We start from the raw sequence: 25186 nt of genomic DNA on the forward strand, positions 1-25186 counted from the left end.
TCCTTTTTCTTATTCCGTTTGAACGATATGGTCAATGTACAATTGTCCGTCTTCATATGTCGCTTCTAGTAACTGACGAAAAAACGTATTCTCACTTGTTTTCTCGGATACGAATACGCGTGCGTAGCGCTGATGCGCCTGCGCGAGTACGCTGAATTTCAGGGTACGGACCGGTGAAGAGAAGAACAATTGTCGACCGGGATGCCCAAAGGCGTCCGTTGCTTTCGATTCTTCTAAGAAGTAAAAAGATTCATCTGGAAACAAGGTCTCAATGAACGATAAACAGCTTTGCTGAAAGGTACTTCCGCTCTGATTTTCCATGATGTGTCCGGCTCCTCTTTCTCATGATGTACTTCGAATCGTGAAAAGGAAACTACTGTATCCAATTACCCAGTCTTTAGACCTATTCAAACCAGTATATTACATATATTTTTCTTTTTATTATCACATTATATTTTATACTTATTGTTTTTCGAACTCCAGCACGAGTGTCGTCTTTCCTTCGTACAAAAATTGTCCACGATAGCGCGATAGCGTCGCAAATTCAAACAGCGTGTTCGGTTCATACAAATATTCGACCGCATAACTGATTTTTTCCTCATTCCCCGATTTGAGATAGGCGTTGAACAATAAACGTTCACCGTCGACTTGATAGCCATAGAACAGCAAAGTTTTTTGAAAACGTCGCGTCGCGATCGGATGAGCGATCGATTTTAGATGATCGACGCGATACAAGGACACGAGCAAGCGTCCACTTGGTCGCAGCAATTGACGGATGTTTCGAAAGAACAACAGCAGTTCCCCGCGCGTATAACGTAAAATCGTCGTTCCCGGTAAGATGATCCGGTCAAAGTACTCCGGCCCGACGACGTCCGTCACGTCATGACTCCAGCCGTAAATCTTATGTTGATACTTCTCCGCAATCTGTTTCGTCCGGGCTGCTTCCGGTTCGATCAGGTAAAGATCGTATCCTTCATCCGACAAAAGATTAAAGAGCGCCGGATCAAACGTTCCATGAAACAGGATTCGCTCGCCTTTTCGTAAATAACGCCGATACAGCATCAGCTCATCGACTTCATTTAACTGTTGCGCTTCCTGATACAGTTGACCGAATCGTTCATCTGCCTGAACATGATTCAGTACCTGGACGCGCGAGTAGCTCCCTTTACGCAAGAATGGACCAAATAAGACATCACCCATGATACATCAACTCCTTGTAGTGCTGAATCGCTTCTGCATAATCTGCGCCGAGTCGCTCCGGTAATACGTCGAACTGTTCCTTTTGATCCGCTTCGAGAATCCAGAGAAATGCTTCGTTCGTCTCAAATAAACGTAACGTCGTCCGGTCAAAAGCAAAACAGCCTTCCTCGTTTTGAATACCGATTAACGTCAATGGTCCGATTCGCCCGGACGTCCGAGGCAATTCGAGATCAGAGTACGGTGTGATGAAACGGCTCGTTCCCTGAAACGTTCCTGCCAGTTGATACAGTAGAGGAAACAGCTCCAGTTCAGTTTGTGATGCAAGCGCTTCAGGTTGAGGTTGCTGTTCTCGGAATGACTCGATATCAACGGAGATATCTGCACTCAACTGAATCGTCTTCTGTCGATCGGCGTAAATCCCGTCCGCAAAGAAGAACAGTCGATGCGAAACACGTATTCCACTTAACGTCGCATAGTCGAGGATTCCCATCGACTGATCGTTTTGAATCCGTCCCGTTTGTTGCCAGTCCGCTAGTCGCTCTGCTAGCGCGTCACGCGATAAGACCGTTAGTTGCGAATCAAGCGAGGGAGAAAGACGATCGGAAAACGTCAACAGAATCGGTGTCCGACTCATCAGTTCGATGATCGGTAGATCGTGGCGCATCGGATGATCAAAATAGATGACGCTGTTGATCGTCATCGCATGAAAGCTACTAGCTGGAATCCGCTCTAGTAATGAGCTGTCCTCGATGTAGACATGACGTAACGGTTGCGGATGATGTGGCACCGACGCTGGGTACACACCTGTCATCAACGAGAGGAGCGCATGATGGACAGCTGGAACGGATGCAGAATCAGGCATGTCTTCCTGCGGTAAGAAGAGACCATTCAGGAAATCCGGTTGGCCAAACAGGACTTCTCCATTTGGACGAATCAAGTGGAACTGAACATGCAACATCTCGTGTTGCAAATACGCAACGAGTCGTAACGTCCGTTCGCCTTCCCCTTGGAGGACGAAGACGTAATGCTCATACTCCTGAAAATCCATATAGTCGAGTAAATCATGGAACGTATGTGTGTCGTAATCAAACGCGTCGAGCGAAATACGGTGCGTCTCACAAAACGTTTGCAGATCAAGCGATGGTAGAGAACGTTGCAGCCAGCCGTCTTGTTCCGATAAAAGCGATAATCCGATCATGTCCTCTCTCCTTTCTCATCAAATGATTGAAAAAAGGGCTTCATTCTAACATCCGAATGAAGTCCTTTTGTGTGGATTAAGCCGATTTAACGTTTGCCTTAGGTTTCGTAGCAGTCCGGTCCATTTCCCGATGAGCGAGGGGGGCGACGGAGACGGTAGCAGGATTGAGACACCAAGCGCATGAAGTCATGTTACGTCGCGTTTCTTTTAAGATGAGTGTCATGGTTGTACCCCTTTCTGAATCAAGTGTGATGGTCTTTGAAACATTGATACGAAATCAAGTAAATCAGTAGTATCTCGTCTTGTTCGCTTCTATAATAGAAGTTGATACCCTATACCAGTTCAATCTCCACGAAAGGACGAGGAGCCGATGGATCAATTCATGTCACCGCAAATCGGCTTAGCATTACGCCGATTGCGGAAGAAACACAATCTGACCCAAAAAGATTTAGCAAACGGAATCTGCAGTCAAGCAGAGATCAGTAAGATTGAGAGTGGCACACATTCACCGACAGTCGAATTGCTGTATGCTTTATCAAAGCGATTACAAGTTCCATTATCAGCGTTCTTAGACCCTACAAATCAACAAACGAATTTACGAACGATTGACGAAGAATTACTTTATAAATTTAGAAATCAGGACTTTGAAGGCATTTATAAACAAAGTAAAGTCGCACTATCTAATGCTAATACTTCATTTGAACATTCATTATTGTATAAATATTACTTCTTCATTTGCTCATATCGTCTAGGAAAAATCGATTACCGTACATGTATAGTAGAACTTCAAAATCTATCTAATGAATACTCCACTTCATATTATTCACCAAATATGCTAATTCGAATTAAATCTGCGATTGCGAATCTATATTCTGAAAATAGAAGTTTTCAATATAGTATCAATGTTTATGAAGAAATATTAAATCTCAACTTTGACAATGATGATTTAATCGTCGATCGAATTAGAATTTCGTATAATTTTTCAAAGATTCTTTTAGAATTCCAAAAACATAATCGAGCACTTACTATAATTGATGAAGCAATTGAAACAAGCTTAAAATTTAAAGATATGTCGTTACTCGGACAATTATACTCTCAAAGAGCTGCTTGTTTAGATAAATTAGGTGCTCCATCACAAGAAATCATTAGAACTTTTGATAAATCATATTTTTTGTTTGAATTATTAGGAATGAAAGAGTATCAAAAAATTATCACAACGATGAAAGAAGAATATCTAGCCAAATAGCTGTATCAGTGTATGAATTTCAATTAAGCTCGTTTTACTGCGTACTCAAGTGGAATTCCATCAATAGCCACATCTGTTTTTTGTGAATATTCTAAAGGCAATCCTTTAATCGCTACATCGAAAGCTGGAGCATACTCAAGTGGTAATCCTTTGATCGCTAGGTCTGTTTTTTCTGAATACTCGAGTGGCAATCCTTTAATCGCTACATTAGTTTCAAGCTGACTAGCAACGCCAGCACCAACAGTAACAGATAATGATAAAGCTGCAATCGCTAAACCTAATTTCTTTTTCAAGTTCATTTAAATAACCTCCTATTATTTTTCGTATGGCTTCGTAACAACATCATATAACCTTAGACCCCCTCTGAATATTCGAATACGAATAATTATGGTATTTTACACATTATCTTCACTTTGTATGACTTTTGACTCGAGTCATATGTCCTGATTACTGCTTGTTTTTTACAAATCATCCATCAATGTGTCGAACTTGTGTATGAAAATAGATTTTTTTGAATATTCCATCATGATGAAATTCCGTAACAGACAAAAAGAGAGCTCATCCAACTCCTACGAGTCGAACGAGCTCTCTTTATTTTGAGGATTGTCGTAACGCGATGACGTAAAAGATACCGAGGACGACAATCACACCTAGTAGTATTGAACTAATCGTCGTTCGCGTTGACGTATCCGGCATCCATATCCCAAGTCCTAAATTGATTGCTGCGATAATTAGGACGAGCCAAACAATCGTACGTGGTCGCATATCAATCTCCTTTCTGATCTACTCTGCCGTCCGATCACCGAATATGCTATGGTGAAGATAACGAAGGAGGTTCTGTTTCATGAATAGACTTGCTGTATTTTGTGGTTCCAAAGATGGTGCTAGCCCAGTCTTTCGCGAGGCAGCGGGTACGCTTGGTCAAGCGCTCGCCGCGCACGGTATCGGACTCGTATACGGCGGTTCCCGCGTTGGAACGATGGGGGCTGTCGCGGACGCTACGCTTGCTGCTCAAGGTCAGGCCATCGGTGTCTTACCTCATTTTCTACAAGAAAAGGAACTTGCTCATCCAGGATTAACTGAATTACATCTCGTTCACTCGATGCACGAGCGGAAAGCGAAGATGTCAGAACTCGCTGACGGCTTCATCATTCTTCCGGGTGGTCCCGGTACGATGGAAGAGTTTTTTGAAGTCTTCACGTGGGCGCAACTCGGTCTACACGAAAAACCGTGTGGTGTACTCAACATTGAAGGATACTATGATCCCTTGATCGCCCTATTTGACACGATGGAACGTCAAGGATTCCTGATTCCAGAACACCGTGCGATGCTGATCGTCGAGTCAGATCCTGATCGTCTTCTTGAACGCTTCGCGACGTATGAAGCTCCACACGTCAAAGCCTATATGGATCGCTCACAAACCTGATGCAAACGGAGTCCTCGACTCCGTTTTTTTGTATGGATTCCCAGCTCTTGCGATTCTACTTCTCTCTCGTTACTCATTTTCTCTACACTGACGTAAGAATCCTACTTTACAGCACAAAAAAACCAGATGCACGTTGGCACCTGGTTTAACATTAAAAGAACTTCAAGATCGCGTCACTGAGGTTCGTCAAAGACGGTGTCTCGTCAATGACCATCAAACTCCCTGCTGCGAGAACGATGAGACCAAGACCCGACAAAATCCAACCTGGGTGTTTGACCGTGTCCGCTGAATCTGCGTTTTCTTTACCAGACCGCGCATTCGCTGCTTGTTCTTTTAAGCGATCGCGACGGTATTGATGTTGTTCCTCTTTCGTCCACTTCTTATATTCAGCGAGAAACTTCTTATACTCCGGCAAGACATCCTTCGTCGTTCCGTCGAGGCGGACTTGACCGTATTCGAGCCAGACGACCCGCTCACAGAAGCTCTTGATTTGCGAGAGCGAGTGACTGACGAAGATGATTGTCTTCCCTTCCTCCTTGAATTCGTTCATCTTATCGATACAACGGTTGTAGAAAGTTTGGTCCCCGACCGATAACGCTTCATCGACGATCAGGATGTCGGCGTCGACATTAACCGCGATCGCGAAGCCGAGGCGCGACTTCATCCCACTCGAGTACTTCTTGATTGGCTGATCGATAAAGTCACCGATATCCGCGAAATCGATGATGCCGGGCATCCGACGCTCGATTTCTGCGTCGTCCATCCCAAGCATGAGACACTTCAAGCGAATGTTCTCCCGCCCCGTCAGGACGTTCTTCAACCCTTGTGAGACGGCGATGATCGCAACTTCACCATTGATCGCGACGTCTCCTTCGTTTGCATAGATGATACCTGAAATCAAGTTCGATAACGTCGATTTACCGGATCCATTGATACCGACGAGTCCGACAACTTCTCCCGATCCGATCTCGAGCGAGACATCCCGTAATGCAGTAAATGTTTTAACGCTCTTGCTTTGATTCTTGAACAAGAGCTTGAATTTTTCTTTCGTAGTCGTGACCATGTCGAAGCGTTTCGTGACATGGTCGAGTTTAATCATAGACATGGCGATTTCCTTCCCTTAAACGAGCTCAGTGAATGATTTACGGAACTTAATGTGCAAGAATGTTCCCGCTGTGAACAACAGGAGCGTCACACTCCAGAAATACAGACCGGTCGGCCACTCCTGCCAGACCCAATGCCCTCCGAGCAAGCTCGCCCGGTATCCCTCGACGAGATAAAAGACAGGGTTCAAACGAAGGACGCCGTGTAAGAAGTCCGGGAACCGTTCAATGTTCCAGAGGATTGGTGTCATATAAAAGAGCATCCGCATCATCGACTGCAAGAAGAGCTGGATGTCTTTAACAAGTGTGATGAGTGTTGAAAAACAAAGTGAGAACGCATAGACGAAAATGTACGTCGCGATCATATAATACGGCAACTGGAGTAACTTCCATGTGATCGGGATACCGTTTGCGATGATGACGATGAAGACGATCAAGAGCATCGCAAAATGTTGATACATCCGCGATAAGATGACATACGATGGAATCGCGCTCATCGGGAAACGCATCTTCGTTACCATCGCGAGACGACTGTTGATCGAGTTTGATCCACGAAGTAACGCGTCATTGATGAAGAACCAGACGACGATCCCACAAAGGAGCCAGACGATGAATGGAATATCGCCATCCACGTTCTTATTTCCTTTAAGACCGACCCCGAAGACAAACCAATAAATGAAGATTTGGAGACCCGGATTGAGGAGCTCCCATAAAAGGCCAAGGCGTTGTTCTGCATGCGCTGATTTGATTTCATATCGCGCCAACCGGCGAATCAGTGGGAAATTCTCCACCTGTTCCCGGATGATACTTCTCATTTCTTTCAGCATAAGTGTAAGTTCCTTCCGATTCATGATACATGTATTTTATTTTCATATTCGTTGATTCCACTCAAAAAAAGACAGATGCCGTCCGCGATTGCTCAAACGAACGCTCTCTCTGCGTGAACGGGTCCTTGCCCGGTCGATTCCGACTCGCCTCCTTTGTCCACTCATTCGTGCATGGCAGAAGCAATACTTCCTATATACACTTAATCAATTCTAGCTATCGTGAAAAAGCGTGTCAATGTATTGGACGAACCGACACCAAACTGTAGTTTTTCAGGCACGACAAAAACCGGCGGGTCCACCACCGGTCATCTCCTAGTTTGTTTCCTTACGCATGATTAAAATGTGGAAACTCAATCGTCGTCGGTGGTGATGCGAGCCCCCATACGAGGAGGACGGTGATCACACAAATAATGCCGACGAGGACACCGCCTCGAATCGTATCATTCATCTATCGTTGCCTCTTTTCATCCGAACTGTCTGTATACTGATATCATACAATATTTAGCAATTCAGGACCACTAAAAAATCGACATTTAATGGGAATGATTAACGATTGGTAATATTCTTTCGTTTCATTTTTATTTGAGACAAGATATAATGAAAGCGTTATCATTTATCTATGAAGACGAACGTTCGGATTCTAAAGCTTACGAGCAAACGACTTCCGTGGGTTGTCTTGTCGTCGGACCTAAGAATTTACGTTATTTACAAAAGGTTCATCCCACGAAGCTTTCCGAACCCTTTATAGTAGAAGAAGAGGTCAACGATCGCATCGCGACCTTGCATTCATACCCCACTCTTGAAGGAGGATTTTTACGTATGTACAAATCAAAACCGCTTTACGCGGCAGCTGTTGCTGTCGCCCTGACGACATCGGCAATCGTGCCAGTTGCTCAAACGACAGTTTCGGCTGCAACACATGTCAAAGTCAAAACGGTCAAACTCAAGTCACTCGTCTTCACGAAAGGTGCTCCGGTCAAACTCCCTGCTACATATAAAGGTGAGAAGATCACGTGGAAATCTTACGATCGCCATGCGTTCAACCGTTATCAAACGGTCAAAGGCACATACGGCAAGAAAAAGAATCCAATCGAAATCAAAATCTACATTCAGAACTACGCAGTGAAGTTCGTCGAGAAGGTCGCAGATCAGACAATCTATGTCGATCAAAAACCAGAATTGCCGAAAACACTAGCTGTTCTTTATGCAACAGGTCGCATCTATGATAAGCCAGTCCGCTGGTCGAAAGTTGATACGAGCGAAGCGGGTGTGAAATATGCGGTCGCAAGTTATACGCGTCTTGGTAAGACGATTACATTAAAAGCAAAAATCACGGTGCTCGACGTCAACACGGATGACTTCTCGATTGGTTTGATGCATACGAACGATACGCATGCAAACCTCGATAAAGCACCAAAACGGGCAACTGTCATTAAAGAACTACGCGCTGCTTACCGCTCAGAAGGTAAACCATCGCTTCTTTTAGACGCTGGTGACGTCTTCTCCGGATCACTCTACTTCAACAAGTTCCTTGGACAAGCTGATCTTGAACTGATGAACTACATGAAGTACGACATGATGACATTCGGTAACCACGAGTTCGATCTCGGTGATACAGACAACAACATCGCTTTGAAAAACTTCGTCACGAAAGCGAAATTCCCATTCATCACGGCGAACGTCGATTTCAGTAAAAACGAACTCTTCAATGGTCTACAAAAGAAAACGATCACAGCCGGACCAGAGCGTGGCAAAATCTATCAAGGGATCATCAAGGAATACAAAGGACAAAAAATCGGCTTCTTCGGTTTGACGACTGAAGAAACTGCTGATATCGCAAGCCCAGGTACGGTGGCGTTCGCGAACTACATCACGAGTGCGAAAGCGGCCGTGAAGAAACTCGAAGATCGTGGCGTCAATAAAATCGTCGCCTTGACACATATCGGATTCGATGACAACGAAGCAATCGATAACGATCAACTGCTCGCACGTAACGTCGACGGGATCGACGTCATCGTCGGTGGTCACTCGCATACGAAACTTGAAAAACCAGTCGTTGTCGACGAAACGGTCGTACCAGGCAAAACAGAACCAACGATCATCGCTCAAGCATACCAATACGGTGATTTCCTCGGAAATCTTGATTTGACGTTCGACTACAAAGGGAAGTTGACGGAGTACAACGGATCACTGATCGACGTTTCAAAAGCAGTTGAAGACGTTCGTGCAGCTGAAATCCTCAAACCATATGCAGATCAAATCGCTGAATTGAAAAACGAAGAAGTCGGTGCGAATATCGTTAATGCTCTTCCAAACCCACGTGGTGAAGTCAGTGTCCGTAACAGCGAAACAGCTCTCGGAAACTTGATCACGGACGGCATGCTCAAAAAAGCAAAAGAATACAATACAGATACAGTCATCGCGATGCAAAACGGTGGTGGTATCCGTGCTGCTATCGATGCCGGACCACTCACAGTCGGTGAAGTCTTAACGACGCTTCCATTCGGTAACACGCTTGCGACAGCTAAAATGACAGGAGAAGAAATCAAAAACCTTCTTGAAATCAGTGTCGGGATTGCACCAAAAGAAAATGGTGGTTTCCTCCATGTCTCTGGTATGAAATTCGAATACGATAGCACAAAAGCGGCCGGTGCACGCGTCACGAAGATGGAAGTGAACAATAACGGCACATTCGAAGTCATCGATCCAGCGAAGACATATGTCATCGCAACGAATGCCTTCACAGCTAAAGGTGGCGATGGTCTCACACCATTCGAGACGGCTTACAAAGCTGGTCGCGTCACGGACCTCGGTCTCTCTGACTGGGAAAACCTACGTGATTTCACGAAATCACTCGGTCAAGTCGACTACAAGATTGAAGGTCGCATCGTCGATACATCAAAACTTCCAAACTAATTAGACACAACAAACAACCGCAGGTCTTCTCGATTCGTTCGAGAACGCCTGCGGTTGTTATGTTATAGTGTCTGCGCTGAGTTTTGCTTCAACAGCTCAATGATTTCATCGAGTTCATACTCTTGTGCCAACATAAGTGGCGTGAAGCCATCTGCGTTTTTAATCGTCGGATCAGCGCCATGCTCAAGTAAGAGTTTGACTGTCTCTTTCCCTTCCCCTTCAACAGCATGATGAAGAGGCGTGAACTTGTCGGCATCTTGTTGATTGACCTTTTCGCCTCGCTTCAAGTACAGGTCGACGAGTTCATCGTTGTTACTGAAGACTGCCGTAATGAACGGTCGCTCGCCGAACTCATTGACAGCATCGACATCACTGCCTGCTGCAAGTAATTCCTTAAAGACCGATTCGAGTCCCGTGCTGGATTTACGATATCCGAGGTAATGCAACGCCGTATCGCCATCGGCATCGACTGCCTTCATATCACTTTCCGGAATCAGTCGATGTATGTCTTCGAGCTTCCCTTTTTGAATCGCTGCCATCAACTCTGTCTCGTTGAGATCCTGACCATTCGTCTTCGTCGTGACGTTCTCGTCACTCGTTTCTTTTTTTGCCTCAATCGCCCCTTCGTCTAACAGCATACCTGCAGTCGTGCTGACAAGGAATATTGCCATTAGAATGCTACCTGCGACGACGAAGCCTTGACCATATCGAAAGAGTGGGCGCGGACGTTCGATTGGCTCACCCGTTAAGTGCAACCGTTCGAGTAAAGAAAGTTCGGTTCGTAACGCTTCATACAATAAGATGGAAAACGTCCGTCGCTGCCGTTTCTCCTCGATATAGACCTCTGTATCTGTCGTTGCTAGAAGTGTTGGTCCGAGCACATCCTCAAACATGGCTTGTCGCGCGTATATAGGCGAAATAAGTGGTAGGACCATCTGATGACGGGTTCGAGCACATGCCCGCATGTAAACCGGACGTAAAAACGGAATCCAGCTGCCAATCCATAGTAAGATTTGCTTTTCCTGATGGTTCCGTTTGATCCGTGCCAGTTCAAGCAGTAACCGAAAACGACGTGTTTCTGTCAACTCCAGATACGACGTCGGTAGGACGATCAAATACTTTTGGAATAGTCCAATGACGTGCGGTCGTTTCACGTCATCTTGGAAATAGATTTCTGGCATCCGCCATAGTTGCAACTGTTCTGTATGTATACGGACTTGCTCGAACAACTCTGGGAACTGCTCGGCACTCAAGCGAACCCCTTCACTTCGAATCCGTGACACCCGTTGCCACTGGCGTAACCAAAGTAGTAACAATAGGATCACTAGCGCAAACATGGCATAAATACCGCTCTCGCCGGTTTCAAACACTAACCCAATGATGCCACCCACTGTCAAAATGGCGATGCCTAACAACAAACTAAAGTAGACGGTTTCTTTGCGGGTCACCGCTTGCCTGATCCGGTGCGCGGGATCGATTCGTTCATGCATCTCCTGCTCCATGTGTCATCTCCCTCATCTGTCACGTAATTCATCGTTTTCTCTTCCTTCTTATCTTAACGGTTATTCCATTGAAGTTCCAAGGGAATCCTTTCCTGACATACCAAAAGACTATTCAGATAACTTATATTTTCGTCAATCTGTTGATAACGCAATATTTTTTCCTGAATATTCATTATATATGTAATAAAATTTCATATATTCTATTTTAGAGCGGTTTTTATTGATTTTTCAGCATTTATACGCAATTCACACAATAAAGCAACCTGTCATTCGAACCACTAACATTTTATTGATGGGTAGGACAATAGTCACTTTTTTTAGATTGCAGAAAAATTTGGAATACCATATAATAACTAACAGGAAGAAGAATATGGGAGTGAATTTCTTGGGTTTATTTAATTTAATGAAAAAGGACTATACCGTCCAGTATCAAGTATTACGCGGAGATGAGATCGTTGATACGGATCGACTCAACATCCGGGCAGGCGATCACACGACAGCACGAAAGAAAGCCGACAACATGTTAAGAAAAGAATTCGGACGTACTCAGTATAAGATTGAATGGGTACAACGGTTCTAATCGCTAAAATAACCCATCGCCTCAGTCATGATGATTGAGACGATGGGTTATTTTCATGCACGCTGTTGTTCTTGCTCTCGCACAATCTGGTCAGCTTTCAAATAAAGACGAATCGCTGTATACAATACGATACCAATCAATGCACCACTGCCATCGATCAACACATCGCCGACGAGTGGGGTTCGTCCACCCGTCAATTGCTGATGGAACTCATCCATGACACCAATCGTCATTGCCGTCGTAAAGGCAAAGAAGGCAGCTGATAATGCCGCATAGCCTCGTCCACGCAAAAAATGAACGATACTAATCCCAAGAATGAGGAACAAACCAGCGTGCATTCCCTTTCGAATGAAAAACTCAAGGAACGCCGCAGGTCCAAGCGATGCAACGCTAATCGGAACTTTATAATGAAACGACACGAAGGAAAATGCATACACCCAGTCGAGTGGGATACGCTGTGTCAAAAACGAAATCAAGGATTGTTGCTGGTACGTCATCGAACTGAAGACGAATAAGGAAAGTAAGATGGCTACTCCTACATAAGCAGCAATGGGTATCCGGCGCATCAGGCACTCTCCTTTCTATTGTACATCCTACCATGGATGCTCATCGTGAACATACGCCAAAAGACGGACTTACCTTACTCTCATTACCTGTTGATTCCCTCTTTTGCTTCAAACACAACAAAAAACACCTCGTCCAAGTGGACGAGGTGCAGTTCCTTACAACGATGACGTCTTCGGTTCGCGTAAGAGATGTTTGATGTCATGGAACGTCACGAACGTTCTGTTCTTCGCATCATATAGTTTATAGCGAAGCGACTTCAGACTCGAGAATAAACCAATCTTCGTCGCCTTCTGAAGCGGTGGCGTCGAGACGTGTGCTTTTTCGAGATGATAGTTCGGAACACGTGGGCTGAGATGGTGGACGTGGTGGAAGCCGATGTTTCCTGTCACCCATTGCAAGACCTTTGGTAACTCGTAATACGAACTACCTTCGATTGCTGCCTTGACGTAATCCCATTCACTTTCATCTTCAAAGTACGAGTCTTCGAACGTGTGTTGAACGTAGAATAACCAGATCCCAAGTACGCCTGCTGTGAACATCGTCGTTCCTTGGATGATCAAGAAGGCCTGCCAGCCGATGAAGTAAATCAGGATACCGTACAGGACGATAAGCGACGCATTGATGACATGTGTGTTGACTCGTTCTTTTTTGCGAGCATCCTTCCGGTTGAATCGGCTCGATACGAGAATCAACAAGAGCGGTCCAAGACCGAACATGACGAGTGGGTTCCGGTACAGACGATACTTGAGACGTGTGAAGCGTGACGCTTCGATGTACTCCTCAATTGTCATGACCCAGATGTCACCGACACCGCGCTTATCGAGATTTCCACTTGATGCGTGGTGGATTGAATGCTCTCGCTTCCATTTCTCATACGGGAATAACGTCAATATCCCAGTGATCGTACCGACGATGGCATTCGCTTTCTTATTCTTGAAGAATGAACCGTGCGTACAATCATGGAAGATGATGAACATCCGGACGACGAATCCAGCGGCGAGGATCGCCACAGGAATCGCGAGAAACACAGATAGCTTCAGGGCCTGATATGCCAGAAACCATAGGACGAGAAATGGCAGGATCGTGTTGATCATCTGCCGGACGCTGGCTTTGATGTCTGCCTTTTCAAACGGCGACACATGTTTGCGCAGCTGGGCAATCTTTTCTTTACTCATAGTGGTGCTTCCTCCTCGGGTTGTTTCAGCGTTCACGACGCTAAGTAAAATAGTGAAACTAAAATATGAAACCAGTGAACGGTGGTCGTGACGGTGCCTCTACAACACGATTCAAAAGCGGCACTCTAATTGTTTAGCACTAAAATATTTTTATTACCAGGTAATTATAGCACATATTATAAATCGACTCCGAATTATTTTAAAAATAAAAAAGCAGAGACAAGTGCCTCTGCTTAATCGATTGATTTGAGTGGGTTGACGGCTGGTCCTTCTAGTACCTCTCCTGTCGGACCAAATCGTGAACCATGACACGGACAATCCCATGACCGTTCTGCTTCATTCCATTTCGTATCGCACCCCATATGGGTACAAGTCGTCGAGACGAGGTGAAGATTCCCTTCCGAATCGCGATATCCACCGACCGTCTTCCCGTGATGAGTAACGAGTCCTCCTTCGTCTGGCTGTAACTCGTCAGCATGACGACGTGCTTTGGTCAGCTTCCCTTTGACGAGCTCAATGGCGACGTCCGCGTTGTTCTTGACGAACTGAGTTGCATCCTTCGTTTTTAGCTTCGAACGGGTCGGGTCAAATAAATGGCGAAAACGATTAGGTGTTCCCGTCAATAAATCGCTCAGCAACAGTCCGGCTGCGATACCGTTCGTCATCCCCCACTTCGCAAAGCCGGTCGCAACGAACACGTTCGGGTCATTCGCCGCCATCTGTCCGATATAGGGAATCTTATCGAGCGTGATCAAGTCTTGCGCTGACCAAAACTGCTCGAACGCCTCGACATGGAACTCACTTCTCGCAAAGTCAGCAAGATGCTCATACCGTTGCATCGTCTCCGTCTCGTGACCGGACAAATGATTCTCGCCACCGAACAGACCAAGCAGACGACCATCGTCTGTTCGCGTGTGACGTAAAGAACGACTCGGTTGATCGGCACTCATGAACATCCCGTCCGGAAACGCCTCGTCGACCTGACCCGACACGATATACGAGCGATGGACTTCGAGTTTTGAAAAGTATAAGCCCTTGAAGTCATGAAACGGAAAATGGGTCGCGATGACGACCTTCTTCGCCTCGATCCGGTGACCGTTTTCCAGGATGACAGTTGGGGTGCGATTCGACTCGAGTGATATAGCACGTGTCTGTTCATACAATTTTCCACCTTGATGGACGATTTGTTGCGCAAGTCCTTGAAGATATTTGACGGGATGGAACTGCGCTTGATCGCGAAGGACGACAGCTCGTTTGACATCGTATGGCAACTTACTTCGGACTTCTTCCGTTGCTTCGCCACCGTTTAATCTCAACCGTTCATAGGCACGGACTTCCCGTTCCATCGCTTGCTCTTTTGATGTTGCCGCGTAGAGATAAGCGTCTTGCGTTTCAAGTTCGCAGGCAATGTCGAGTCGTTCCACCTGATGACGTAAAAACGAGATCGCTTCCTCGTTCGCTTCATAATATAGTCGCGCTGACTCCTCGCCGACGGTGCGTATCAGCGTGTCATAGATCAAACCGTGCTGTGAGGAAACTTTAGCCGTCGTATAACCCGTCGTACCGGCAGCCACGTCACCTGCTTCGATCACCGCGACGTCATATCCTCGTTCCGTCAATTGCATGGCCGTGACGAGTCCAGCAATCCCAGCCCCAATGACGACAACATCATGCTTAGCATCTTGATTGAGAGCGGGATATGAAGTAGCAGGTGCGCTTTGTTTCCAATAAGACGACGGAAATCCGGATAAGTAAGGCATCAAAAAACTCCCTTCAAAAAAGAAAACCAACAGATCGACATGGTTAATCGTTCCCTGAACGACGCAAAAACATGCAGAAATCGTATTGTTTTTAAACAATAACGCTAATTAAGAGGAATTAATTTACTTTAACAAAATACAATATGGGATAATTAGGTTAAATTTTAGTTATACTAAGGTTAAGAATCATAAGAAAGGAATTTACTTCATGAAACTGGGGCGCCATATAATTGAAACCTTTCGTCGTTTTACGCTTGCAACAAGTATTGATGAATACGACCTTGCAAGTGCGCTGACAAAGGAAATTCCAGAGCTGACAGATATTTGTGTCACGATTCGACCGACGCATCTTCACATTCAAGCCGCTGTACCATTGATACGTTATGGTATAGAGCGTGACTTACCAGTCGAATTGACGCTTCAATTGCGGGCAGTCGATAAACGTACCGTCACGTTCGAAGTCTTTGACGTCTGTCCTCATGATACCGAATCCTTTAATGAAACCTACCTCATTCGTCCTCCTTATCTGCGTTATGCAAATCGACTTCTGACTGTTGATCTTTCCTTCTATCTTCCTTTCCGTCATGCCCGTTACCGCTCGATTCGTCACGTTAAACTTGAAGAAGGTTTGCTGCTTGCTTATTTGTCTCATTAAAAAAGAGAGCACCTTCTCCTACATTAGGCGAGGGTGCTCGTGTCTGTTACGAACTCAACTTATCCGCTTGACGCTCTAGCAATCCGAGGCGACGAATCTTTTTCTCCTCGACGACAGCGACGATCGCAAGGGCGATCAAACCGAACAGTAACGCCGCATTGAAGATGATGAACGTATCGCTCCAGCCGTGTAACGTAACCGAACCAATCGTTAGACCGTTCGTCTCCGGATCAGCGATTTTTGCTAGACCGACTTTTGCGATTGAATCACCGAACAAGTAACCGAACGTACCGACCATCCCGTTCGTGACCGTCGTCGCTTGTTTTGGTGCGAAGCTGATGACCGAGACACCGATCAAGAGCTGTGGTCCGTAGATAAGCGCACCGAGTGCAAATAGTGACGCGTAAATCATAAGTTCACTCGTACCGTAACGATAACCGAGGACCGCGACGGCCGTCAGTAAAAGACAGATCGCTGCGACGAGCGCCCGGCGTCCTTTGAGTAAATCGGACACGTAACCCCAAATCATACTGCCGCATAACGCACCAATTTCAAAGAAGAAGATCGTATTGACAGCACTCTCTGTGCTGAAGTGCAAGTGTTCCGTGACGTAGAGTGGTGCCCAGTTATCAATCCCGATCCGGACGATATAAACGAAGACGTTCGCGATACAGAGCGTCCAGATCCAGGGGTTCGAGATGACGTACGTTTTGAAGATTTGCCACTTCGTCATACTTTCAGCAGCGATGTTTTCCGGTTCGATCGGTTCCTCGAAGATTTCTTCACTCCGATTCCACCCGAGTTCCTCCGGATCATCCTTCCCGATGAATAGACCGACGATCCCGATGATGAGCGCGATTGCAGCTGGGAAGATGAACATCCCGACGACACTTCCGTTGAAGAAGACGTTCGCTCCCCACAGTGCGAGACCACCGGCAATTGCTCCACCGATGTTGTGCGAGACGTTCCAGAAGCCGAGGTAGCGTCCACGTTTTTCAAACGGTGTCCAGCGGGCGATCGTCGAATACGACGATGGTCCCCCGACCGATTGGAAGAACCCACTGAGTCCCCATAAAACCATCAATAAACCGACCGGACTTCCGCCGGCACTCATCAAGAGTCCCATCGCGGTGACGATTAAGGACGAGAGAATCAATAAGAACGAGATGACGCGTTTCGTATTTTTCCCGTCAACGAAATAACCGAGCAACGTTTTCCCGATTCCGTATGTAATTGAGAAGGCGAAGCCGATATATCCAAGTTCCGTCGTCGTAAAGCCCAGTTCTTCTTTCAAGAGCGGTTGCGCTGCTTTGAAGTTGTTTCGGATGAGATACATCGCCATATATGAGAAGAAGACGACTAAGAATGCCTTTAAGAATTGTTGTAACCATTGTTTCCGTTGTACTTCGATTGGTATGCCGGCATTCGGCAATTTTTTGATGCTGAAGAAGCCCATCTTCCATTTCCCCTATCTGAATCAGAGTCTTCGCATCATTTGTCCTGGAGCTGATTGAATCGACGGAGGTAGTCGCGGTAATCGGCGACGATGTCCTGCCCGACGTTCTGCTGGATCGGTTGTGTCTTCGCGATCGCATAGGTCGGCGTACCGAATGAGACCTTCCTCAGAATCGCCTGACCGTCCGCCGAGAGTACGAAACGCATGAAGGCGTTCGCCTGCTTTTGTTGCGTTCGTCCTTTCAGCTTTGAGATCGCGTTGATCGAGTACGTATCGAGCGGGATGCTTTTGACCGGATAATACTTCTCGCGCAGTGATTGTTGATCCCCGATGAAATTGACCCCAAGCATCGCTTCCCCACTGGCGACGTACGACGTCGGTGCAAAACCGTTCGCCGTGAATAGTCGCGTTCGCTCGATGAGCTCGCGTAAGACATTTTCAGCTTTCGTCCCGTATCCGTCAAAGACCGCTTGCAGGATCGTCGCACCGGTACCAGAATGATTCGGATCCGGCAAAATCAACTCGTTCTGATATCGCTTCGCCGTCAAGTCAGCGAGCGTTTTCGGATAAGTTGCTGCCCCGAACCGCTCGTTCCAAACGTCTGTATTGATGACGATTGCTAAGCGTTCGACTTCATAGCCGATCCAGTAGCGGTCCGGATCTTGTAGTTCCGCTTGATCCATGCCGCTCGGGAACGGTGTCGACAACCCGCGTTGCTTGAGCGTCTGGTGAGCATCCCACGTTCCGCCGATGATGACGTCGGCGCGCGGATGATCCGCTTCCTTCGTCACACGCCGGACGAGTTCTTCCGTCGACAGGCGCACGAACTCATACGTACAACCCGCCTGCTCACAATATGACGACAGCAAGGCGCGACCGATATCCTCTTTCGCAGAGACGTACGCCGTCAAATGCGGAACGGTTTCCCGCGCGGCTGTCCCCTGCTTCGTCTGTTCATTGTTGCGGACGATCCAAATGCTCATGAGACAAATGATACTCAGCAAGAAGAGCATTCCTTTTCTCATCGATCTGCCTCCTTCCCGGTCGGCAGGAGTTGTCCTTTTAAATAGAAGGTGTTTCCATTGTCATCATCCATGTACTGGACGCTGAACAATGTCTCATACACAGTAATATTCATTAAGTTGGCACGCGTATTCTGCTCATTCTTGAACCGCTGAAGCTTGAGAATGCGCGGCTGTCCCTGACTGGCATCGAGCGCTTGACCGACCTCTTCATAGTCCGTCATCGGCTCTGCTTGCGTCAGGCGACGCTTAACGTCTTCTCGTTCGCGTGCAGTCAAAGAACGAGAACGTCCTGCTGCATACACGGTCACGACTTCCCCCTCAGCGAACTGATGCGCGAGCTGTTCTGGTTCGTGATAGGCGTTCAAGAATCGTGCTTTCAGTGACGTCGTTTGGGTGCTAGGACGTTTTGCGACACATTTTCCATTTAGCGTCATACTTTCTCCGAGCGAGAACGTCCACGTCGTTCCGTTTAAGAAACGGAGCGTCCCGTTAAATGTCGCCGTTCCCGCCGGACAAGTCCCGTTTGTCACCGTCTTCATTTGCTTCAATAGCGTCGTGATGCGCTGGACTTCCGTTCCGTCTTCTACCGTCTGCTCCCCCCATGCCCGGTGACGTAACGTCAACTCGGTCGGGAGCGAGTCATCGGAAGCATTCAGTCGTTTCGGTCCATCAAGGACGTGTAAGCGTCCGAAGACCGTCTGCTGAAGCAAAAGAAGACCGAGGGCAAACAAGATGCCCATCAGGAAGAGATAAGCGATGGTCGATGCTTTCATGATTCCTCTCCTTGCTTGATTCTTAGATTACGGGGCAATTGTTTCGTAAATCCGGTCGAATTGTTTCGTAAATGTATCATTTGTAAGCGATTACATTAAGTCTGATTCGCTAATCGAAAAGTTAATGTGATACGTGTGCCGCTTACATCACTTTCAAGTTCAAAATCGCCACCTTGTTCCTGCATCAGACGCCGGCAGAGCGGTAGACCGAGTCCATTCCCACTCGCCGTCGTCAGACTATGCTGCTCCTTCTCCCATTCGGCAAGCACTGCTGGATCAACACCGATCCCATCATCCGTCATGATGAATTGGAGGGTCGTATCTGTACTGACGGTCGAAAACGTCACCGTCATCGCGTCACTGTATTTGACGGCATTCTCGAGAAGATTCAACAAGACTTGTTTCGTCTGATCCGGTTGACCGAGCACGTAGATTGACGGAACATCCTGTTCAACTTCAATTCCTTGTCCATTAAGACGCAATTGCATGATGAATAAGGCGTCGGCAAGCAAGGCGTCGAGCGCGAACATCGTCGACGTCACGTGACGTTCGTTGCGCTGTTGTTTCGCCTGTTCGAGATTATGCGAGACGAGTCGTAACAAGCGCTGGCTCTCGACTTCGATGTAGTGATAACAATGCGCCGCTTCATCTGGGGGTAGCTTGGGGATCAACTCGACATAGCCCATGATGGCCGTCATCGGTGTCCGGAGTTCATGAGTGATGTGATCGATGAACGTCTGTTGGTCGCTTCGTTGTTGTTCGAGCTGTCCGATGTTGTGCTGAATCGCGTCAGCCAGCGTCGAAAAGTCAGCCGCCAGTCGGTTCAATTCCTCATATGGATACGCTGGTAGCACGTTTGCATAGTGTCCTTTCGTCAAGGCGTGCGAGACGCTCCGTAAATCATCGATCGGTCCAATCAATGTCTTCGCCATCCGACGCGCTGTCCAAACAGCAATCACGATCAAGATCAGAAATACGCCAGTGAAGACATAGGTGAATTGCCGCAGCAGTTCGGCTTCCGTCCGCAGATCGACGAGAAAACGGACCGAGCCGATGACGTCCGTTTTGCCATACAGCGGACTCGAGAAGAACAACACCGGAACATCGGTTTCTTTCAGAAAGAGATAACTCGACTTCCCTTTTAACGCTTGATCGATGTCTCCCGCGAGAAGCGGCAATTGATCGCGTTCGGAATCAGCGAGCAGTTCTGCGTTTGGTCCAAACAGTTGGACGCGCGCATCGAATCGGTCCGCGAGATAGGAAGCAATCGGGACTGCCGTATCGGCGAGCGAGTCCGTCTCTTCACTTGCAAGGTAGTTCATCGTATAGAGCTCCGCTTCCCGACTCAGTTTTTGGACGGACTCGACGGCGTTCTCATATAGGTTCGATTGGATGAAGGCATAGAGAATCAAGAAGAGGACGAGCAGTGCCGGAACGAGGAGCAAGACGAAGTTTTCCGTGATGACTTGGCGTAGCTTCATGCGTCGATCCACTTGTAGCCAACACCGTAAATCGTCTTGATTCGTTCGCCTTGCGCTCCGAGTTTCTTCCGTAAGCGCTGGACCATGATATCGACGGCTCGGGTCTGACCCGAGAAGTCAAAGCCCCAGACTTGTTCGAGCAGTTCATCTCGCTCGAAGACCCGTTTCGGATGCGTCAGGAAGAGTGCGAGCAATGCATACTCCCGGTACGTCAGTGGCAATGGTTGACCGTCGAGCCGAATGACTCGTTCTTCGGAATCAACAGATAAGAACGGGTCGGTCGCGACAGGCACTGGTGGCGCGACCGTCTTCGTGCGTTTCAACAGGTTTTTGACACGCAAGACGAGCTCCGTTCCGTTAAACGGTTTAGTCATATAGTCATCCGCTCCGAGCTGTAGCCCGATGATCTTATCGTTCATCTGATCACGCGCTGTCAGCATCAAGATCGGTAAATCAGGCGTCGTCTGTCGAAGTTTTGGAATCAATTCGAAACCGGTCGTATCCGGTAGCATCAAATCGAGGACTATCAAATCAAAGGTTTGTGTCGCCTGTAGGGCAAGTGCATCAGCTCCATTGGCTGCCGTCTCGACCGTCTGACCATCGAGTTCGAGTTGAAGTTTGACGAGATGCTGGATGCTCGCCTCATCATCGATGACAAGAATATGCATAGGAATTCCTTCTTTCTAGGCAGGTTTTTCTGTCCCCTAGCGTATCATGAAATCGTTTGCAATCACACCGAGAGAACAAATGCAAAAACAACAAACAATATTACAGACAATGAATCTGTCATTTGAAGCGATTCGAGATTTATTCTTATCAGATTATGACAAAAGAACTTTAGCTACAGAATCGAATTTTGATGACATCCATCCTCAATGATCGTATCAGCATAAAAAATACCCCTTGATCATTAAATGACCAAAGGGTATCAAAAAACTTTCTTATTCCATTACAAAATAAAATGTTAAACTACTCTATCTCTTACGGTATGTGTAACAACGTCAGTTTCTCAACTGGGACACGATGTTGTCGTTAGACAACTCTTTCTTCATTTTCCGAGTAATCAATAGCTTCACGAATCGTTTGTTCAACACAATCAAGAGTGACAATAGAACGACTAATCCAGCGACCATTATCAGAAGTGGCTGAATTCCCATGTATTTCCACATCCCTACTGCAAATAATGCAATCAGAGCATAGGAATACAGATATATTTTTTTATTCATGGATTCGATGGTTGAATAAAATTGTCGAGAAATTTCTTTACTCGATAACCCGTTGATATACAATGACAACAAGTCTCTATTTAGTGTTTTGATCAGTGCATTTAAACTATTTCTATAGAAGATAAAGACGATAGCAAGTAACACTACTTGGAAGAGTATCAACAGATACATCGACATTTTAGAACCTGTTACAAGTTTTTCTAATCCTTCCGCTTGATAGTATACATATGCTTTTTCTTCATCAAACATGTTATTAAAATCTTGTACAAAATCGTAGATATACTCTGTTTTCGTAATATTGACTAACAACGACTTAGCACTAGAATAATTATCTGATTTACTTATTTCTTCAGCTAATTTCGCGCTAGTTTGAGGTGCTAGATAACATTTATCCTTTAAAAAGAAAATACCTGACCCTTCGTAGTAGGATTGTTTTAAGGATAGTGGTTTGTTCTCCATATCCGTGAACTTCAACGTGTTCCCTTTAAATGAATCAGGTAGAATGATTTCGTTTCCTTTGACCGGTTTATGATAGTTGATAGCATCTCGTGTCGTTGGATTTAGCGTCAGACAGTTCATGAAATCCTGTTCACCGTCGCCATTTGAATACGATAATGGAATCTCATATTCGTACGACAAATCTTTAACATTATCCAACTTTTTTATCTTTTCTGTATCGTACGTAAACTCACCGTTTTTAGTGTATCCGTTAATAAGTACCATGGAAAGCCGCTCATTGTTTAAAATGTTATTTCGAATATTTTCTGTTGATATAAAAATTGTAAAAACAGAAAATAACAGTAAAATGATAAGGAGAAAATTTAATGTAGTCAATTTTTTTAGCTGTTTCATATACTTCTTCTTCATGTAATGAAAAACGGTCATTTTCATACTGCAATTCCTCTATTCAATTCATTGAAGTTAAATGTTTGATCCGATTGGCAAACTACATAATTAGAATGCGTAACGATTAAGATGATTTTATCAGACTTAATTTCCTTTAATAAATCCATGATCATTTCAATGTTTTCTTTGTCTAGATTATTTGTTGGCTCATCTAGCAAAATCAATTTGTATTCAAAAATCATTACTTTTAGGAAAGCAGCCCGTTGCCGTTCTCCTCCTGAAAGATTGTTGACAGGTACATCTAATTTCTTCGACATTCCGATTTTTTCACTGTATCGCTTTAATCTTTCTTCATCAATATTTTGATGATTAATCAACGATATGATTTCGAGATTTTCACGCACGGTTAATGCTTCAATGAGATTTAAATCCTGAAAGAAATAAGCGATTTGTTTACGCGCCTCATCAATCTTTTCTTTATTCGAAAAATCTAGCGTTTGATTGAACAATACTACTTCTCCATGCGTAGGAGCCTGTATCAACGACAAGATGTTAATCAAAGTCGTTTTACCGCAACCACTTTTACCAAATAGTGAATAAATGCCTGGCTTTTGAATTTCTAAAGAAAAGTCATTTAAAATTTCTTGATTTCCATAGCCGAAACTTACGTTATTTACGTTTATTGACATCATCGAATCATCGAAACCTCCTAGCAATTTCGTCACCCTCTAAAATATTTAAGATATTATTCAGATAGACACTCATTTCGAATGAATAGTTTCCTGCTTTCTCACAATAACCAAGACCGCATTCTTTCTCTTTTATACGCTCTTTGATCTTCTCAGTATCCACTTTTAATTCATGCTCCGTGATCATACTGCTATACACATTCAAAACGACATAATCATCTTTCCCATCATATTTCAAGACAGTTGGAAATAATGACTTCACTTCTTTTTTCTGTGAAGAGGTCAATGTAACGCTATCATAAATCAACAATTTTGTTAATAATTTGTTTTCTTCTAATAAATTCTTTTCATTAAAAAGATCATTTTCATCTTGGTTTTTCCCACAATAATATCTCTCCGATAGATTGTTCAAATCGTTACAATTCACATCTGGAAACTCACTCAAATCTCGATTTTCATTTTTTAAAATTTGATCTATGACAGATATGAAGTACAAATTTTGTTGCGTCTTCTTTTCGCTTCCTAAGAGGGTATCGAGGCGGGAATTAATCACCTCGATGTATTGTTCTGTATGTTTCAATTTATTACTAGCAAATAAGTTAGACATCAGATACAGATTTCGAATACTGTCTAAAGAATGATAAAAACTAGTGTAAGGTTTATTTTGATTCAATAAGTTTACGAATGCTTTTTTTCCTGCATCGTTCTCCATAACCATCTCGACAATTTGTAATTGTATCCAGTATGTGATTTCATCACAAAATAGTAGTGTGATTTGGTTTTGTTCATTCTGATAGAGAGATTGGAGACGTTCTAACTTTATTCCCCATTTATGACTATCGTTTAATTTTAATGCTGCATACAACAAGATAGGACGGTTTGGATCCATCAAATCTTGACTAGAGTATTCGTCAATGATTGTTTTTATCGTTTCTTTTGTCAGAGAAGTGCTTATATTAGAATCAAGTTCAAGCGATAGGAGTGTAAAGTATAAATATTCAATTTGATCACCTTGAACGGGTTTTCTCATTTGGTGAATATGCTCTTTTATGTCTTGAATCATGCTGACTTCTTTGATTGAATTTGCAGTTTCGTATAAAAAATAGAGATCAAAAAATGAGTCGATTTTTGAAATTTGTTTGCTATTCAATGTACCTTCACCGTTAATTTGCATAACAATCAAGTCACAATAAAACTTGTTTCTCTTTTCATTACATTTTTGAATCGAATAGTTCTTTGACTTCTTTTTTAGAAAACGATAGGTACTGTTATTTTTAATAGCTGAAGATTCACTAAACTGACTATCTACTTCAAAGACAGAGCCACCATCTGATGTTTTTAGATAAGAAGATGCAGTCTTCACTAAGTTTGAATTATGTATATCTCGATTGATGAACGTTTCACCTTGGCTACAACCAGCTAATATGAATAAAAAACTGATACAAATAAGGATTATTTTTTTCATATGGTTTCGATACTCCTGTTCATAATACGAAAGGTTAGTGTAAAAGGAATGATTAAATTATGTTCGAATG

Annotated in this window: 27 protein-coding genes; 6 read left to right on the forward strand and 21 right to left on the reverse strand. The window is 44.9% G+C overall.

The annotated features are described in order from the left end of the window. Positions 1-9 precede the first annotated feature (9 nt). The 4 genes from KNQ11_RS10415 to KNQ11_RS10430 all read right to left on the reverse strand — a co-directional run bounded on the left by KNQ11_RS10415 (position 10) and on the right by KNQ11_RS10430 (position 2621). The gene (locus KNQ11_RS10415; protein ID WP_064299316.1) at positions 10-321 is read right to left on the reverse strand and encodes a hypothetical protein; all 312 of its coding nucleotides are present in this window, start codon (positions 319-321) and stop codon (positions 10-12) included. A 141-nt stretch (positions 322-462) separates the two neighbouring features. After that, complete coding sequence (locus tag KNQ11_RS10420) at positions 463-1200, reverse strand: class I SAM-dependent methyltransferase (protein WP_244290062.1); 738 nt, start codon at positions 1198-1200, stop codon at positions 463-465. Further along, positions 1193-2398, reverse strand: a complete 1206-nt coding sequence (locus KNQ11_RS10425; protein WP_214724030.1) for a hypothetical protein — start codon at positions 2396-2398, stop codon at positions 1193-1195. The genes KNQ11_RS10420 and KNQ11_RS10425 overlap by 8 nt, the downstream gene beginning before the upstream one ends. Positions 2399-2474: 76 nt before the next feature. Continuing rightward, positions 2475-2621 carry a hypothetical protein gene (locus KNQ11_RS10430; protein WP_156323178.1) on the reverse strand — a complete coding sequence of 49 codons (147 nt, stop codon included), beginning with the start codon at positions 2619-2621 and terminating at the stop codon, positions 2475-2477. Positions 2622-2768: 147 nt separating this feature from the next. Between KNQ11_RS10430 and KNQ11_RS10435 the strand changes: the two genes are divergently transcribed. Continuing rightward, entirely contained in the window at positions 2769-3644 is an 876-nt protein-coding gene (locus tag KNQ11_RS10435) for a helix-turn-helix domain-containing protein (protein ID WP_133207769.1), read from the forward strand. 23 nt (positions 3645-3667) lie between these two features. Here KNQ11_RS10435 and KNQ11_RS10440 read toward each other — a convergent pair whose 3' ends face one another. Then, complete coding sequence (locus tag KNQ11_RS10440) at positions 3668-3943, reverse strand: hypothetical protein (protein WP_047392874.1); 276 nt, start codon at positions 3941-3943, stop codon at positions 3668-3670. A gap of 292 nt (positions 3944-4235) precedes the next feature. Then, the gene (locus KNQ11_RS10445) at positions 4236-4409 is read right to left on the reverse strand and encodes a hypothetical protein (protein ID WP_023469413.1); all 174 of its coding nucleotides are present in this window, start codon (positions 4407-4409) and stop codon (positions 4236-4238) included. A 79-nt stretch (positions 4410-4488) separates the two neighbouring features. Here KNQ11_RS10445 and KNQ11_RS10450 point away from each other — a divergent pair, with 79 nt between their 5' ends. Continuing rightward, complete coding sequence (locus KNQ11_RS10450) at positions 4489-5070, forward strand: LOG family protein (protein WP_214771535.1); 582 nt, start codon at positions 4489-4491, stop codon at positions 5068-5070. Positions 5071-5221: 151 nt separating this feature from the next. Here KNQ11_RS10450 and KNQ11_RS10455 read toward each other — a convergent pair whose 3' ends face one another. The 3 genes from KNQ11_RS10455 to KNQ11_RS16915 all read right to left on the reverse strand — a co-directional run bounded on the left by KNQ11_RS10455 (position 5222) and on the right by KNQ11_RS16915 (position 7448). After that, positions 5222-6175 (reverse strand): ABC transporter ATP-binding protein, encoded by a 954-nt coding sequence (locus tag KNQ11_RS10455; RefSeq protein ID WP_214771551.1) that lies wholly within the window; start codon positions 6173-6175, stop codon positions 5222-5224. Positions 6176-6190: 15 nt separating this feature from the next. After that, positions 6191-6988, reverse strand: a complete 798-nt coding sequence (locus KNQ11_RS10460) for an ABC transporter permease (RefSeq protein WP_230088492.1) — start codon at positions 6986-6988, stop codon at positions 6191-6193. Between the two features lie 337 nt (positions 6989-7325). Further along, positions 7326-7448, reverse strand: coding sequence for a hypothetical protein (locus tag KNQ11_RS16915; protein WP_255359374.1), 123 nt, complete (start codon positions 7446-7448; stop codon positions 7326-7328). A 371-nt stretch (positions 7449-7819) separates the two neighbouring features. Between KNQ11_RS16915 and KNQ11_RS10465 the strand changes: the two genes are divergently transcribed. Next, positions 7820-9916, forward strand: coding sequence for a 5'-nucleotidase C-terminal domain-containing protein (locus tag KNQ11_RS10465; protein WP_214724036.1), 2097 nt, complete (start codon positions 7820-7822; stop codon positions 9914-9916). Positions 9917-9978: 62 nt separating this feature from the next. Here the strand turns inward: KNQ11_RS10465 and KNQ11_RS10470 are convergent, their stop codons facing one another. Then, the gene (locus KNQ11_RS10470; protein WP_214724038.1) at positions 9979-11418 is read right to left on the reverse strand and encodes an ankyrin repeat domain-containing protein; all 1440 of its coding nucleotides are present in this window, start codon (positions 11416-11418) and stop codon (positions 9979-9981) included. A gap of 385 nt (positions 11419-11803) precedes the next feature. Here KNQ11_RS10470 and KNQ11_RS10475 point away from each other — a divergent pair, with 385 nt between their 5' ends. Beyond that, complete coding sequence (locus KNQ11_RS10475) at positions 11804-11998, forward strand: hypothetical protein (RefSeq protein ID WP_214724040.1); 195 nt, start codon at positions 11804-11806, stop codon at positions 11996-11998. 53 nt (positions 11999-12051) lie between these two features. On the opposite strand, the gene KNQ11_RS10480 is transcribed toward KNQ11_RS10475, so the two are convergent. From KNQ11_RS10480 to KNQ11_RS10490, 3 genes are all read right to left on the reverse strand, one after another. After that, positions 12052-12564, reverse strand: a complete 513-nt coding sequence (locus KNQ11_RS10480) for a VanZ family protein (RefSeq protein ID WP_214771554.1) — start codon at positions 12562-12564, stop codon at positions 12052-12054. A gap of 156 nt (positions 12565-12720) precedes the next feature. Beyond that, on the reverse strand, positions 12721-13740 hold the full coding sequence (gene desA, locus KNQ11_RS10485) for a Delta(5) desaturase DesA (RefSeq protein ID WP_214724044.1): 1020 nt from the start codon (positions 13738-13740) through the stop codon (positions 12721-12723). 233 nt (positions 13741-13973) lie between these two features. Continuing rightward, positions 13974-15500 carry an FAD-dependent oxidoreductase gene (locus KNQ11_RS10490; protein ID WP_214724046.1) on the reverse strand — a complete coding sequence of 509 codons (1527 nt, stop codon included), beginning with the start codon at positions 15498-15500 and terminating at the stop codon, positions 13974-13976. 208 nt (positions 15501-15708) lie between these two features. On the opposite strand from KNQ11_RS10490, the gene KNQ11_RS10495 reads away from it, so the two are divergent. Further along, positions 15709-16155, forward strand: coding sequence for a hypothetical protein (locus KNQ11_RS10495; RefSeq protein WP_214724048.1), 447 nt, complete (start codon positions 15709-15711; stop codon positions 16153-16155). Between the two features lie 46 nt (positions 16156-16201). On the opposite strand, the gene uhpT is transcribed toward KNQ11_RS10495, so the two are convergent. The 5 genes from uhpT to KNQ11_RS10520 all read right to left on the reverse strand — a co-directional run bounded on the left by uhpT (position 16202) and on the right by KNQ11_RS10520 (position 21558). Continuing rightward, on the reverse strand, positions 16202-17611 hold the full coding sequence (gene uhpT, locus KNQ11_RS10500; RefSeq protein ID WP_214771571.1) for a hexose-6-phosphate:phosphate antiporter: 1410 nt from the start codon (positions 17609-17611) through the stop codon (positions 16202-16204). A gap of 35 nt (positions 17612-17646) precedes the next feature. Continuing rightward, positions 17647-18636 (reverse strand): ABC transporter substrate-binding protein, encoded by a 990-nt coding sequence (locus tag KNQ11_RS10505; protein ID WP_214771574.1) that lies wholly within the window; start codon positions 18634-18636, stop codon positions 17647-17649. Then, positions 18633-19409 (reverse strand): DUF3919 family protein, encoded by a 777-nt coding sequence (locus tag KNQ11_RS10510; RefSeq protein WP_214724054.1) that lies wholly within the window; start codon positions 19407-19409, stop codon positions 18633-18635. Before KNQ11_RS10510 ends, KNQ11_RS10505 begins: the two co-directional genes overlap by 4 nt. Positions 19410-19504: 95 nt before the next feature. Further along, the gene (locus tag KNQ11_RS10515) at positions 19505-20890 is read right to left on the reverse strand and encodes a sensor histidine kinase (RefSeq protein WP_214771576.1); all 1386 of its coding nucleotides are present in this window, start codon (positions 20888-20890) and stop codon (positions 19505-19507) included. Beyond that, positions 20887-21558: a response regulator transcription factor gene (locus KNQ11_RS10520; protein ID WP_214724058.1), complete on the reverse strand. Its 672-nt coding sequence runs from the start codon at positions 21556-21558 to the stop codon at positions 20887-20889. The genes KNQ11_RS10515 and KNQ11_RS10520 overlap by 4 nt, the downstream gene beginning before the upstream one ends. A gap of 79 nt (positions 21559-21637) precedes the next feature. Here KNQ11_RS10520 and KNQ11_RS16920 point away from each other — a divergent pair, with 79 nt between their 5' ends. Further along, positions 21638-21769, forward strand: coding sequence for a hypothetical protein (locus KNQ11_RS16920; RefSeq protein WP_256443266.1), 132 nt, complete (start codon positions 21638-21640; stop codon positions 21767-21769). A gap of 122 nt (positions 21770-21891) precedes the next feature. Here the strand turns inward: KNQ11_RS16920 and KNQ11_RS10525 are convergent, their stop codons facing one another. Genes KNQ11_RS10525 through KNQ11_RS10535 form a run of 3 tightly spaced genes read right to left on the reverse strand, consistent with a single transcriptional unit; the run spans position 21892 to position 25116 of the window. Beyond that, on the reverse strand, positions 21892-22968 hold the full coding sequence (locus KNQ11_RS10525; RefSeq protein WP_251133276.1) for a hypothetical protein: 1077 nt from the start codon (positions 22966-22968) through the stop codon (positions 21892-21894). Positions 22969-23003: 35 nt separating this feature from the next. Next, complete coding sequence (locus KNQ11_RS10530) at positions 23004-23654, reverse strand: ATP-binding cassette domain-containing protein (RefSeq protein ID WP_214771589.1); 651 nt, start codon at positions 23652-23654, stop codon at positions 23004-23006. Between the two features lie 4 nt (positions 23655-23658). Continuing rightward, the gene (locus KNQ11_RS10535; protein WP_214724062.1) at positions 23659-25116 is read right to left on the reverse strand and encodes a hypothetical protein; all 1458 of its coding nucleotides are present in this window, start codon (positions 25114-25116) and stop codon (positions 23659-23661) included. Between the last annotated feature and the right edge of the window lie 70 nt (positions 25117-25186).

It is taken from the genome of Exiguobacterium sp. s39, from assembly GCF_018618925.1.
Classification (GTDB): domain Bacteria; phylum Bacillota; class Bacilli; order Exiguobacteriales; family Exiguobacteriaceae; genus Exiguobacterium_A; species Exiguobacterium_A abrahamii.